Origin of the sequence: Streptomyces hainanensis (assembly GCF_004348415.1) — a bacterium.
GTDB classification, from domain to species: Bacteria; Actinomycetota; Actinomycetes; order Streptomycetales; family Streptomycetaceae; genus Streptomyces; species Streptomyces hainanensis.
The window spans coordinates 1-14068 of the sequence record NZ_SMKI01000178.1 but is presented as its reverse complement, the minus strand read 5'-3'; the positions used below and the strand labels follow the sequence as shown (position 1 = coordinate 14068).

Annotated in this window: 8 protein-coding genes; 4 read left to right on the top strand and 4 right to left on the bottom strand. The window is 75.4% G+C overall.

Features of this window, described 5'->3' with window-relative positions; genetic code table 11:
- Nucleotides 1-6116 (bottom strand): type I polyketide synthase (locus tag E1283_RS17850; protein WP_243744912.1); only part of this gene is annotated, 6116 nt, incomplete at its 3' end.
- 118 nt (nt 6117-6234) lie between these two features.
- Nucleotides 6235-6846, bottom strand: coding sequence for a TetR/AcrR family transcriptional regulator (locus tag E1283_RS17845; protein ID WP_132819063.1), 612 nt, complete (start codon nt 6844-6846; stop codon nt 6235-6237).
- 87 nt (nt 6847-6933) lie between these two features.
- Between E1283_RS17845 and E1283_RS17840 the strand changes: the two genes are divergently transcribed.
- Entirely contained in the window at nt 6934-7377 is a 444-nt protein-coding gene (locus tag E1283_RS17840) for a nuclear transport factor 2 family protein (RefSeq protein WP_132819062.1), read from the top strand.
- The gene (locus tag E1283_RS17835) at nt 7374-7598 is read left to right on the top strand and encodes a heavy-metal-associated domain-containing protein (RefSeq protein ID WP_132819061.1); all 225 of its coding nucleotides are present in this window, start codon (nt 7374-7376) and stop codon (nt 7596-7598) included. Before E1283_RS17840 ends, E1283_RS17835 begins: the two co-directional genes overlap by 4 nt.
- An 87-nt stretch (nt 7599-7685) precedes the next feature.
- On the opposite strand, the gene E1283_RS17830 is transcribed toward E1283_RS17835, so the two are convergent.
- Nucleotides 7686-8699 (bottom strand): LacI family DNA-binding transcriptional regulator, encoded by a 1014-nt coding sequence (locus E1283_RS17830; protein ID WP_132819060.1) that lies wholly within the window; start codon nt 8697-8699, stop codon nt 7686-7688.
- Nucleotides 8700-8982: 283 nt separating this feature from the next.
- Here E1283_RS17830 and E1283_RS17825 point away from each other — a divergent pair, with 283 nt between their 5' ends.
- Complete coding sequence (locus tag E1283_RS17825; RefSeq protein ID WP_132819059.1) at nt 8983-11721, top strand: carbohydrate-binding protein; 2739 nt, start codon at nt 8983-8985, stop codon at nt 11719-11721.
- A 398-nt stretch (nt 11722-12119) separates the two neighbouring features.
- Nucleotides 12120-12803, top strand: a complete 684-nt coding sequence (locus E1283_RS17820; RefSeq protein WP_132819058.1) for a glycoside hydrolase family 11 protein — start codon at nt 12120-12122, stop codon at nt 12801-12803.
- 22 nt (nt 12804-12825) lie between these two features.
- Here E1283_RS17820 and E1283_RS17815 read toward each other — a convergent pair whose 3' ends face one another.
- Complete coding sequence (locus E1283_RS17815) at nt 12826-14064, bottom strand: vWA domain-containing protein (protein ID WP_132819064.1); 1239 nt, start codon at nt 14062-14064, stop codon at nt 12826-12828.
- Nucleotides 14065-14068: the final 4 nt, after the last annotated feature.

Below are 14068 nucleotides of genomic sequence, written 5' to 3'. Positions count from 1 at the left end.
GCGGTGGGCGGCTCGGCCGCCAGCCGGGCGGCCAGTTCGGCGATGGTCCGGTGCTCGAAGAACAACGTGGCCGGCAGCGTCCTGCCGAGCTCGGCCTCCAACCGCCGCACGAGGTCCACGGCGGTGAGCGAGTCGAGCCCCAGGGCCAGGAACGGCTCGTCGTCCCCGACCTCTCCGCCCGGCCGCCGCAGTGCCTCCCCCACCAGCCGCCGCAGGACGGTCACGGTGGCCTCGGCCGGGCCGACGTCACGCGCACCGGCGACCGGCCCGGCCACGGGCGCCGCGGGCGCCGGCGTCGGCTCGTCGCCCGCGCCCGGCGCGGCCAGCGGCTCGGCGGACACCACCAGTTGGGCCGTGTCGACCACGCAGGCCGCGCGGAGGGCGGCGACGGCGGTGGACGCGGGGAGGGCCGACCCACCGGGCAGCCGGGCCGCCAGGCCGGTGGCCGTGACGGCGGGGAGGTTGAGGGAGAGCCACGGGCGGCCGGCCGCCCGTTCGGCCGCGGCGAAGGCGTCGAGGAACGCGTTGGCCGCCGCGTAGTCGCCGAGGGCGCCGGCGAGGCCCGGCAGCACGGCGGCGGTGGAGGAGAGCGCCACGCACACCGCCGGGCGGTGGCCGTGGCGGGACAGGGCCCGGGAGAGCAGCTGGCTGCCGCGCACCTTGGCGGCCAGGGTCTCGGCGATCTCGGTGGGCGACTTGGCCCGCAGCGTGCCGGGGCGCAGCACGCCGGCGGCGTGGAAGACCGCGTCGAGCGGGGGCAGGCCGGCGATCAGGGCCTCGACGTCCGCTTCGAGGGACACGTCCGCCGCCCGGTACGTCACCGAGGCGCCGAGCGCTTCGAGTTCGGCGAGCAGCCGGCCGTCCGGCCGCGGCGAGCGGCCGGCGAGTACCAGCGTGGGCCGGCCGCGGCCGGCCAGGTCGCGGGCGAGCGCGGCGCCGACGCCGCCCGCGCCGCCGGTGATCAGGTAGGTGCCGTCGGGCGGCGACGGTGGCAGCGGTGGCCGCGCCGGCAGGTCGGCCCCGGGGGCCACGGCGCGGATCAGCCGGTGGCCGGAGCGCCAGGCCACCACGCCGTCGCCGAGGCCGAGCAGTTCACGCTCGACGGCGTCGGCCCTGAGGTCCAACGGGTCGCGGGAGGACAGGTCGACGCTGTGCGCGGCGAGGCCGGGGAACTCCTCGGGGAGTGCGAGCGTGAGGCCGGTCAGCAACGCCTGGGCGGGACGCGGGCGTTCGGCGGCCAGGCCGGTGACGTGGACGTCCTCGGTGACCGTCACCAGGCGGGCGTCGGGCCGGCTCAGGGACGGGAACAGCTCGCGCAGCGCGGCCGGCAGGGCGTGGGTCGCCGCGTCGAGGTCGGCGGTGGCCGGCCCGGCGAGCAGCACGGTGCGGTCGGCGGGCCCGTCGCGCCGGACGACGATGCCGCGCCCCGCCAGGCGGGTGGCGAGCGCTCTGGCCAACTCCCCGTCAGGGCCGGCGAGTCGGACGGTGCCCACCGGGCCGGCGGCGGCCGGTGGGGCGGCGACCCAGGTGACGCGGTGCAGCCGTGGCGCCGGCTCCGGCCAGTGGCGGCGGCGCCGGAAGGGGTAGGTCGGCACGGCGACGCGGGGCCGGTGGCCGGCCAGGGCCGTGTGGTCGAGGTCGACGCCGCGCGTCCACAGCCGCCCGAGGGCCGTCATCAGCGCGTCGCCGGTGCCGGCGAACGCCAGCGCCTCCGGCGCCCGGCCGTCGCGGCCGTCGCGGCCGGCGGCGACGGCCCGCACGAGCGCCGTCAACGCGCCGGGATCGGGGCCGAGTTCGAGGAAGGTGTCGTGACCTTCGGCCAGCAGGCGCTCGACGGCGGCGGCGAACCGCACCGGCCGCAGGGCGTGTCGGCGCCAGTGCGCCGGGTCGAGGGCCGGCCGCCAGTCGGCGGTCAGCGTGGAGAGCAGCGGGGTGGTCGGCGGGCGCGGGGCGAGCGCGCCGGCCGCGTCCGCCAGCGCGTCGGCGGCGCGGCGCATCGCCGGGGAGTGGAAGGCGTGCGAGACCGGGAGCCGGCGCGCCGGGACGCCGTCGGCGGCGAGCCGCGCCACCGCCGCGTCCACGGCGTCCGGGGCGCCGGCGATCACCACCTGCTCGGGGGAGTTGGTGGCGGCCAGGCAGAGCGCGCCGGCCGACTCGGCCAGCACGGCGGCGACGGCGTCGGCTCCGCCGCGTACCGCCACCATCGCGCCGGGGGCGGTCAGTTCGGCGGTCAGCCGGCCCCGTTCGGCGGCGAAGCGGACGGCCTCGGCCAGGGTGAGCGATCCGGCGACGCAGGCGGCGGCGATCTCGCCGACGCTGTGCCCGACGACCGCGTCGGGCCGCACCCCCCAGGCGTCGAGCTGGCGGGCGACGGCGACGCCGTACGCGACGAGCAGCGGCTGGGCGACCTCGGTGCCGGCCAGTTCGGCGGGCGGCGCTTCGGGGTCCAGGCACCACTCGGTCAGGGTGCGGCCCCGCACCGGGCCGACCAGGGCGGACGCCTCGTCCAGCGCCCGGCGGAACTCGGGCGCGGCGCGGTGGAGTTCGCGGCCGGCGCCGGGGCGGCCGGTGCCCTGCCCTGGTAGCAGGAGGACGAGCCGGGGGCGGGCGCCGACCACCGTGGAGTCCCCGCCGGCTTCGAGGCGGTCGGCCAGGTCGCCGCGGGAGACCACGGCCAGCCGGTGACGGCCGTGGTCGCGGGCCGTGTTGACGGTGGCGCACACGTCGCCCTCGTCGAGCTCGGGTCGGGCGCGGAGGTGGGCCGCGAGGTCGCGGGCGGCGGTGGCGAGGGCGTCGGCGTCGCGCGCCGACAGGGTCAACAGCGGTGGCAGCTGGGGCGGTTCGCGGCGGGGCGCGGGCCGTGGCGGGGCCTCTTCGAGGATGGCGTGCGCGTTGGTGCCGCCGAACCCGAAGACGTTGACGCCGGCCAGCAGCGGCCCCGGGGCGGTCCACTCGCGGTGCTCGGCGACCACCGCGAAACCTTCGGGGAGTCGCGCGGGCGGGTCGTGGTGCGGGGAGGGCGGCAGCCGCCGGTGGCCCAGGGCCAGGACCACCTTGACGAGGCCGGGCAGGGCGGCGGCGTTGAGCAGGTGGCCGATGTTGGTCTTCACCGAGCCGAGCCAGCGTGGCTCGCCGTCGGCGCGCGGCGCGAACGCGTGGGCCAGAGACAGGAGTTCGACGGGGTCGCCGACGGCGGTGCCGGTGCCGTGTGCCTCGACGTAGGTCACGGCGTCGGGGTCGACGCCGGCCTCGCGGTAGGCCCGGACGATGATCTCGCGCTGGGTGCGCGCGTTGGGGGCCAGCAGGCTCAGCGCGCGGCCGTCGTTGTTCACCGCGGTGCCGCGCAGCAGCGCGAGCACCGGGTCGTCGGCGCGGCGCGCGTCGTCGTGCCGGGCCAGGACGATCGCCGCGCCGCCCTCGCCGGGGACGAAGCCGTCGGCGGCGGCGGAGAAGGCGCGGCCGCGGCCGGTCGGCGACAGGGCGCCCGTCCGCTCCAGCGCGCGGTGCGTGGTCGGCGTCAGGGTGAGGTTGACGCCGCCGACGACGGCCAGGTCGCACTCGCCGGCCTGGAGGCTGCGGCGCGCCAGGTGCAGGGCGACCAGCGCGGAGGAGCAGGCGGTGTCGACGGCGAGGGCGGGCCCGGTCAGGTCCAGGCTCTGGGCGACCCGGGCGGCGACCAGGTTGGGGAGGTTGCCGACGAGCGCGGCGGCCGGCGGTTCGCCGTCCGGTCCCGTGGCCCTGGCCAGGAGTTCGCGGTAGCCGCTGTCGCCGGTCGCGACGAAGACGCCGACGCGGCGGCCGGCCCGCCGCGGGCCCGCGTAGCCGGCGCGTTCCAGGGCCTCGTGGGCCAGTTCGAGGAAGATCCGGGCCTGGGGGTCGGTGGCGGCGGCCTCCCCGTCGTCGATGCCGAAGTATCCGGCGTCGAAGGCGGCCGGGTCGGCCAGGAAGGCGCCCCACCGGGCGGTGGACGTCGGCGGGGTCGGCCAGCGGTCGGCAGGCACCGGGCCCACCGCGTCGTGGCCGGCGGCGAGCAGGTCCCAGAACGCCTCGGGGGTGTCGGCGCCGGGGAAGCGGCAGGCCATGGCGAGCACGGCGATCGCCGCCCGGTCGTCGACCGTCCGGGGTCTCTCGCGGGTGGCCGCAGGACGGGACACCGGGGGCCGGGACGCCGTGGGCCGGGGCGCGGCCAGGTGCTCGGTCAGCGCGGCGACCGTGTCGCGGTCGCGCAGCGCGGCCGGCTCCACCGTGACGTCGAAGGCGTCCTCCAGCGCGGCCAGCACCTCCATCGCCCGGAGCGAGGAGCCGCCGAGGGCGAGGAACCTGTCGTGCGGGCCGATGGTGTGGGCCGGCCGGTCCAACACCCGGGCCCAGATCGCGGTGACGGTCCTTTCGATCTCCCACCACCGGCCCGAGGACCGTTCGCCGCTCGCGACGGGAGCGGTCGCGGGTTCGGACGGGGCCCACCGCTCCTCGACGGCGGCGTAGGACCCGGCCTCGTAGCGCTCGCGCAGCGTCCGGCGCCGCAGCTTGCCGCTGGTCGTCCGGGGGAACGCGCCCGGCGGCAGCGGCAGCACCCGCACGTCGTCGTGGGCCAGCGCCTGCCGCAGCCGTGCCGCGACCCGCGCGAGCACGGCCGCCGCCGCGCGTGGCGGGCGCGCCCAGCCCACGAAGGCCAGCACCCGTTCCCGTCCGGCGAGCGGGTCGGTGGAGCCGACGACCGCGACGAGCGGCGACGGGAGCCCGGGCGTGGCGGCGGCGACCTCCTCCAGGTCGGGGGCGTGGAAGGTGCGGCCGGCCACGAAGACCACGTCCTTGTGGCGGCCGGTCACGCACAGCCGGCCGGCCGTCAGGAACCCCAGGTCGCCGGTGCGCAGCCAGCCGTCGGCGGCGAAGGCGGCGGTGGTCGCCTCGGGCGCGGCGTGGTAGCCGCGGGCCACCTGTGGTCCGCGCACCTGGACGTGACCCACCCGCCGGTCGGCGAGCGGGCGGTCGGCGTCGTCGACGATCCGCACCTCGCAGCCGGACACCGGCGGCCCCACGTCCATCAGCTCGACGGCGGCCGGCCCGGGGACGGCGTCCACCGCCTGGCCCCGGCCGAGGGCGGCGCGGTCGAGCACCCGGGGTTCGGCCACCTCGCCCGGCGGCGGGACGGTGACCGCCAGCGTCGCCTCGGCCAGGCCGTAGACGGGCCGGGCGGCCCGGGGGTCGAGCCCGGCAGGCCGCGCGCGGTCGAGGAACCGCCGCCAGACCGCCGGGGCGATCGGCTCGGCGCCCACCAGCAGCAGCCGGACGGCCGTCAGGTCGAGGTCCCGGAACACCTCGTCGGGGATGCGGCGCGCCGCGAGCTCCAGCGCGAAGTTCGCCGCCGACAGGATGGTCGCGCGGTGCCGGGCGGCCGTCTCCAGCCAGCGGGCGGGCCGCTTGGCGAACGACAGCGGTTCGATCCTGACCTGCTTGGCGCGGGCGGCGAGCGGGGCGAGGTGGGTGCCGATGAGGCCCATGTCGTGGAAGTACGGCATCCAGGTGACCACCACGTCGTCGGAGGTGACGGCGGTGGCGCGGTGGATCTGCCGGAGGTTGGCCAGCACCGAGGCGTGGCTGAGCTCCACGCCCTTGGGCGCGCCGGTGCTGCCCGAGGAGAACTGGAGGAAGGCGACGTCCTCGGGCGCCGCGTCGGGCAGTCGCCCGGGCGGCCGGCCGCGCCGCAGCTCGTGGAGGTGCAACGGCCGCACGGCGCCGGGCAGTTCGCCGAGCAGCGGCGCGGTGGTGTCGTCCACGACGAGCGGCGGTCGGCCGAGCGACTCCCACACGGGCCGCACCCGGCGCGCGTCGGGCGCGAGCGGCACCGGCACCAGACCGGCGGCGAGGGTGCCCCAGAACATGGCCTGGAAGTCGTCGCCGCGGTCGGCGAGCAGCGGGACGGGGGTGCCGGGGGTAAGGCCGGCGGCCAGGCAGCCGCCGGCGACGCGGGCGGCCTCGTCGCGCAGCGCGGCGAGGGTGACGGTGTGCTCCCGGCCGTCGCCCCGCACCATGACCAGGGCCTGGTCGGGGGCGGCCGCGGCGGCGTCCCAGAGGATTCGCGGCAGCGTCGGCTCACCGTTGGGTCCGGTCGTCACGTGTCCCCCGTCTTGATCGCCGTCACCCTAACGGAGGAATTTCGCGGGGCGCGGGAACCTGACCGATCGACACGGCGGACGAGGCGCCCTACCGGTCGTCGCGAGCCGGAGGGCCGCCCTACTCCCCTGTCGGGTCCTCCGCCGGTGCCACCGCGCCCAACACGCGGAGCACACTGGTGTGGAGTGCTTCCGCTGCGTCCTTGCCGGACATCCGGCCGGCGTCGATCTCGCCGCCCGCGGTGTGGCCGAGCGTGATGGTGACGGCCACCAGCCAGTCCGGCGAGAGTCGGCCGTCGAACTCCCCGGTCTCCTGTCCGCGCTGGATCACCCGCCTCAGCCGGTCGGCGACCGGCGCATGGCGATCGTGGTCGGTATGCGGATCCACAGTCAGCTGGCTGATCTTCTGGAGCAGAACGGGGTACCGCCCGGCTGTCCGGCTGCTGGCATCCAGCAGTCGCAACAGCGCGTCCGTGGCAGGTCCGGTGTCAAGGCCGGCGGCGTCCATCGCGGCGACGGCTTCCTCGCTGACCCGGTCGAGGGCTGCTGTCAGCAGTTGTTCCCGTGAGGGGAAGTGAGCGTAGACGGTCTGGCGAGTCACGCCCGCGGCGGCGGCGATGGCCTCGACGCTGGCGTCGGGGCGGGTGTTCAGCAGCCGGACCGCCGCATCCAGGATGGCGGCTCTGCTGCGCTGGGCGTCGGCACGGCGATGCGAGGTCTGGCGTGGAGTCATCTCTTACACCTTGTCAAGGTTGCAGGTGGCGCATATCTTACAAGCCGTAAGAGATAGCGCGTCGCCCAGCAAGACGACGGGAGCACCGTGAGTCCGTTCACCGACACCGACCCCAAGCAGTTCATCGCCGATTTCTACGCGTCGTTCCACAACGACCTCCTGGGCAGCGACGAGGACCCGGGACTGATCGTCGACCGCTATCACACGCCGGACGTCGTCCAGGTCGCCGACGGACACTGGATGGACCGGGACAAGCTCGTCGCGCACACCCGCCCGGTGCGCAAGAACCGGCCCAGCGGCCGCTGGGATGTGCACGACGCGCTGGTGAGCGGGGATCGGATCGCCGCCCGGTTCACCTTGTATGTAACGAATCGCACGAGGGACCTCGCCATCGAGTCGCACATGTTCGCTCAGTTCACAGATGACGGTCGGATGCGCCAGGCGCACATACTCACCCGCACTCTCCCAGCGGACGCGGGCCCGGGACAGCCGATGCCGGAGATGTCCGAGCGGCAGGTGCGGCCGGCATGACCGAGAGCACCTACTCCGTGCGCGGAATGGTCTGCGGACACTGTGCGGGCTTCGTCAGCGAGGAGATGGAACGCGTCGCCGGCGTCACCGCCGTGGCGGTGGACGTCGAGAGCGGTGAGGTCACGGTGACCACCGACAGGGATCTCGACATCGCGGACGTGCGCGCCGCCGTCGAGGAAGCCGGCTACGAACTCGACGACCGGCATAGCCGGAGACCTTGACGACCAGGCCGCCGACGTCCGCGCCCGCGTCATCGACCTGGACCGCCGTTTCGCGACCCATGCCGCCGGTCGAACGCCGCGGGCCGGTCAGCGCGTGGCCGGCGGCGCCGTGCTCGCGCGGATGACGACCTCGGGCCGCTCCGAGGAGAAGCGCCGCCGGGACGTCCCGTCGACCACCCCGGTCAGCAGCGCGAAGCCGCGCTCGCCCAGCCCGAAGAAGTCCTGCCGCACCGTGGTGATCGCGGGCGTCCACAGCTCGGCGAGCGGGTGGTCGTCGAAGCCCGCCACGCTGACGTCCTCCGGCGTCCGCACCCCCTCGTCGGCCAGCCCCCGGATCACGCCCATGGCGACCTCGTCGTTGCCGCAGAACACCGCCGACACCGAGGCGTCCCCGGCCAGCCGCCGGCCGGTCTCGCGCGCGACGTGCGGCGACCAGGTCGCCGCCTCCAGCGCCGGCACGCGCGCCCCCGCCGCGCGCAGGGCGCGGCGCCACCCGGTCGTGCGCCCGTCCTCGCGCCGGGAGGGCGGCACGGGCACATGGTGCACGGTGGGGTGACCGAGCGCCAGCAGATGGCGGGTCAACTCCTCGGCCGCGCCCGCCTCGTCGAGCACCGCCTGCGGCACCCCCGGTTCCCTGGCCCCCGACAGCGCGACGACCGGCACGTCGGGCGGCATCCGGCGCAGCGCCGCCACGCCCGGCGGGTCGAACTTGAGCACCAGCACGCCGGCGATCGCCTGCGTCAGGACCAGCCGCAGCGCCCGGTCGGCGTCCGCCGCCTCCGGGCCCTCGACCACGCTGATCATCACGGTGTGGCCGGCGGCGCGCGCCGCCGCCTCGATGCCCCTGATCGTCTCGGCGTAGCCGTACTTCGAGGTGTCGCCGGCCACCACCGCCAGGGCCTTGGGCCGGCGGGAGACGAGGGCGCGGGCGGCCGCGCTCGGGCGGAAGCTGAGGGCCCTGACGGCCTCCTCCACGCGCTCCCGCTTCAGCGGGCTCACCCGGGCGGCGCCGGACAGCACCCGCGAGACCGTCGGCACGGACACCCCGGCCATCCGCGCCACGTCGGCCATGGTGGCCGGCCGTCTCGAACCGGTGGTCACTCGCCCCCCTCACCCGCCCGCGGCCCCGGTGGCGGGCCACGACCGCGTCACTGTACCCGGACCCGGTTCTGAAAGCGCTATCAGCACGAGTCTTGAAAGCGCTATCACGCCGCTGTTACGGTGACGCGACTCCGCCGCCCGAGCGCCGTACGAGCGCCCGCCCGAGTTCCCTACGAGTTCCGTCCGCGTTCCGTCCGAGTTCCGTACGAGCGTTGCTCCGGCCACAACTCCGTTCACCCGCAGCCCGGTTCGCCGGCGACAGCACGCGAGGGAGCAGTTCGCGATGAGGAGATCCCTGAGACGTCTCGCCGTGGCGGCCGCCGCGGTCACCGCGGCGGCGCTGCTGGTGCCGCCGCCCGGCGCCGCCGCGGCCGAACCCGACGTGCTCGCCGTCGACTTCGGCGAGACCACCGGCGCCTTCCGCGGCGGCGCCAGCGGCACGCTCTACGGCTTCGGCGACGACGGCTCCCCCACCCGGGCCGTCATCAACGGCGCCCACATCACCAACTCCTCGCAGAAGCCGCCCGCGGGGCTGCAACACCCCAGCGGCGACGTGCTCGACGTCGAGAACGGCTTCTTCGACAAGCACGGCCGGGAACTCGCGGTCTACGTCCAGGACTTCTACCCCGACTGGGGCTACCACGGCGGCGTGCGCCCCGAGGACACCAGGACCTACGACCAGGCGGACGGCTCCTGGACGGAGGGCGGCAACGGCGTCTGGGACTACCTGGAGGTCGTGCGCCACGTGGTCACCGAGATCGCGACCCGCTCCGAGCACCCGGAGGAGTACCTCTTCGTGCTCTTCAACGAGCCGGACCTCATCTGGTACCAGGACTGGCCCCGGATGCGGGAACGGTTCCTCGCCGACTGGAGCGCGACCTACGACCTCGTCCACGAGATCTACGACGACGTGTTCGACGGCACGATCGAGCCGCGGATCGGCGGCCCCGGCCACTCCCGCTGGTACGGCTCCCGGGAGCCGGCCGACCGGCAGCGCGAACGCGACATCCTGGAGTACGCGGCGGCCGACGACGTCGTGCCCGACACCTACATCTGGCACGAACTCGGCGGCTCCGACCCCGACCGGTTCCGCGCCAACAACGCCGAGTTCCGCGCGCTGGAGGACGAAGTCCTCGGTGCCGGCAGCGAGTTGCCGGTCACCATCAGCGAGTGGGGCGGCCTGCCCGACATGGGCACCCCGGGCAGCGTCGTGAGGTGGTTCGCGGCCTTCGAGGAGGAGAAGGTCGACGCCCAGACCGCCTACTGGAACTACGCGGGCAACTTCTCCGACAACATGGCCCGCGCCAACGGCGCCAACGGCGGCTGGTGGCTCTTCAAGTGGTACGGCGACCTCGCCGGCGCCAAGACCGTGCGGGTGACCCCGCCGCACCCCGACGACCCGTCCTCGCTGCGCGGCATCGGCGCCGTCGACACGGAGAACCGCCGGGCGACCGTCCTCTACGGCGGCACCGGGGCCGACGTCCGGCTGGCGGCCGGCGGCCTGGACCGGGCGCTGTTCGGCGACCGGGTGGACGTCGAGGTCAGGGAGATCTCGCTCAGCGGCGCCGAGGGCCTGCACGGCGACCCGTGGCTGGTCGCCGCCCACGAGGGCGTGCGCGTCGCCCGGGACGGAACGCTCGCCGACCTGACCTTCCCGACCACCGACGCCGACGCCGCCTACCAGGTGGTCATCACCCCGCGCCAGGCACGCGACGTCGAGCGCGCCCTCGCCGCGCAGCCCTGGAGCCGGTCCTTCGAGGCCGAGGACACCGACCTCACCCAGGCGGCGGTGCGGGACGCCACCGGTCACGAGTTCCAGGCGTCGGGCGACGCCGACGTCGCCTGGTTCAACCAGGTCGGATCGCGCTCGGAGTTCACCGTCACCGTGCCGCGCGACGGCACCTACCGCCTCCAGGTGATCGGCTCGGCGCCGGCCCCCGGCCGCCACGCGCTCTTCGTCGACGGCGCGTTCGCCGAGACCGTCCAGTACGCCGCCAACCTCTCCACCAGGAGCAGGTGGCTCTACCGCGGCAGCGCCGAGGTCGAGGTCGCGTTGCCCGCGGGCGAGCACCGGCTGTCGCTGCGGGCCAGCCGGGACGGCACGACGGCCCTGCCCAACAGCGACATCACGCTGGACCGTTACGTGCTGACCGACGTGACCGGCGGCGACCGGACCGTCCACCCCGCGAGCACCATGCGCCTCGCCGGCGGCGCCCACCTCACGTTCGACTCCGCGCGGACGCGCGGCTCCGCCGTCGTCGCCGGCGCCGGCCAGCGGGCCGAGCTCTACGTGACGGCCTGGGAGTCGGGCTACCACGACCTCACCGTCGACTTCGCGAGCTCCGCCGCCACGTCCGCGACCGTGCGGGTCAACGGCGTCGAGGTCGGCACCCTCGACGCCGGGCGGGCGGGCGGCTGGCGGGCGGCCGCGCCCGTCCACCTCGCCCAGGGCGTCAACGAGGTGGAGATCTCCTCGGCCCGGGGCGTCTCCGTCGCGGCCGTCACCACCGCCAGGAACCGGGCGGCGGACGACGCGGTGGTCACGGTCGAGGCCGAGGACGCCACCCCGCACGGCCGGGCCGCGGTCACCACGCTCCCCGAGAGCTCCGGCACCAACGCCTCCGGCCGCGCGTTCGTCGGCTGGCTCGGCGACAACCCGGCGGGCGGCGCCAACTCCCTGGAGATCGAGCGTCGTCCGGGCTTCGACGAGCCGGGCGCGTACACCGTGGTGGTGCGGTACGCCAACGCCGAGTTGGTGGGCGACCACGCCTACAACCCGCAGGTCGTGGACCGGCTGTTGCAGATCTCCGAGGCCGGCACCGACGGGTACGCGGGCGCGACGCACTTCCGCAACAACCACCACTGGAACAGCTTCTGGGAGCGCTCGACGAGCGTGACGCTGTCCACCGCGGACGGCGCCCTCACCTTCGGCAACGACGAACCGGGCGCCTGGGCGCCGAACATCGACTCGGTGGCCTTCGCCCCGGTCGCGCTCGGCGGTTTCACGACGACCCGCGGCTAGGTCCGAAAAAACGAAGGAGAGCCCCCCGCGCCGGAGCCGGCGCGGGGGGCTTTCGCACGGGGTCGCGGCCGGAGAATGATCCGGAAGGTCTCCGATAATTTTCGGAACCAACGACCCGCCGTCGGCCGGCCAGTCGACGTCCGCGACAGTCGAACCCGTTCGACATCGACAGTTCCACGCCGCTGAGCAGGCTTTATGCCGACCGCCGACATCCGCCACCGATACGGGATTCCCGTAATCCTTGCGGAAACTGTTGACAGCGCGTCAGAGCCGGACCACATTGACATGGCATCGACACGACCCGGTCGTCGGCCGCTCGACGACCGGCCGAGCCGCGCCGTGTCGCCCCCACATCACGTCACCGCCTGGCCCCTGCCAGCCCTCGACGAGGAGGATGCATGTCCAAGGACGACGTCCCCGCCCAGCCGTTCAGCCGCCGACGCTTCGTCGGCCGCGCCGGCGCCCTGGCACTGGGCACGTCCGTGGCGATGCTGCCTGGCGTCGCGCACGCCCAGACCATCACCACGAACCAGACCGGCAACCACAACGGCTACTACTACTCCTTCTGGACCGACGCCCAGAACACCGTCTCCATGACCCTGGGCAACGGCGGCAACTACAGCACGTCCTGGCGCAACACCGGCAACTTCGTCTGCGGCAAGGGCTGGAGCAACGGCAGCCGCCGCACGGTGAACTACTCCGGCAGCTTCAGCCCCTCGGGCAACGGCTACCTGTGCCTCTACGGGTGGACGTCCAACCCGCTCGTCGAGTACTACATCGTCGACAGCTGGGGCAACTACCGCCCGACCGGCACCTACCGGGGCTCGGTCAACAGCGACGGCGGGACGTACGACATCTACCACACGATGCGGTACAACGCCCCGTCCGTCGAGGGCACCAGGACGTTCCCCCAGTTCTGGAGCGTCCGGCAGTCGAGGCGGGTGGGCGGCTCCATCACCACCGGCAACCACTTCGACGCCTGGTCCCGCTCCGGGATGGCCCTCGGCAGCTTCAACTACTACATGATCCTCGCCACCGAGGGATACCAGAGCAGCGGTAGCTCCAACCTGTACGTCGGCTGAGCGACCGAACCGCCGTTCACCCTCAACGACCGGCATCCGCCGAGCCGATGACCACCGTGCGCGCCCACCCGGGGGGCGCGCACGCGGGATCGTGCCCGCGCCACGACCGGGACGTCCGCCGGTCGAAGAGCCCCACCACCGTCCGGCACGGCGGCGACGCCTCGGGCCACGGCGTCTGCCCGTCCGTCAGCGCCACGACGACGTCCGGCGCGGGCCGCGCGCCGAGCGCCCGGCCGAAGCCGGCGCGCAGATCCGTGCCGCCACCGCCCACCAGCGGAATCCCCTCGGCCCGGCACAGCGAGCGCGCGACGTCGGCCGCCGCGTCGCACGACAGCACGGAGACCAGGTCGCGACGGCCCCCCAGGGCCCGGGAGATCGCGGCCACCTCGAGCAGCGCGCTCCCCAGCTCGGCGTCGCTCACCGAACCCGAGGTGTCGATGATCACCGAGACCCGGGGCGGGGTGCGCCGCAGGCTGGGCAGGACGACGCCCGGCAGGGCGGTCGAGCGGCGCGCGGGGCGGCCGTAGGTGTAGTCCCCGCCGGCGCCGCCGCCGGCGGCGGCCGCGCGGATCGCCGCCCCCAGCAACTCCCGCCAGGGCTGCGGCGGGTGGAACGCCTCCTCGGCCCACCGCCGCCAACCGAGCGGCGCGTCGCCCGGGGCGCCGTTGATGCCCTGGGCGACCCGGAACCGCACCGCGTCGCGCTCCTGGTCGCTGAGGCCGTGGGCGCCGTCGGGCCCCAGGTCCCACTCCCGTTCCAGGCCGTCCGCGCCGCTGCCGCAGTCGAGCCAGAGCAGGTGCTGCGGCAGCGCCCCCAGTTGGAAGCGGCGCAGGTAGTCCTCCATGAGCTGCCCCTCGGGCAGCCCGAGCGGCTTCGGGTGGAGGACGCCTTCGGGGGTGGCCAGGCCGTCCCCGTACACGTCGTCGTTGATCTCCAGGTCCGCCGCGATGTTCATCCGCAGCCGTTCCCCGCGCCCGGTCAACCCGCGTTCCCCGGCGACCCGGTCGCCGCGGCCGTGGTGGTCGCGCAGCAGGTGCGCGACCTCGTGCACCCACACGCCGGCCAGCTCCTCCACCGGCGTCGCGGCCACGAAGGCCGGCGAGACGTAGCACCGCCAGTGGCGGTCGACGGCCATCGTCGGCACCCGCCGGGACTCCACGGGCCGCAGCGCGAACAGGGCCGTCGCGAGGTAGGGCCGGGCCCGGGCGGCGTGCAGCCGGGCGGCGAACAGCTTGTCGCGGTCCCATTCGCCCGCCGTCATCGGC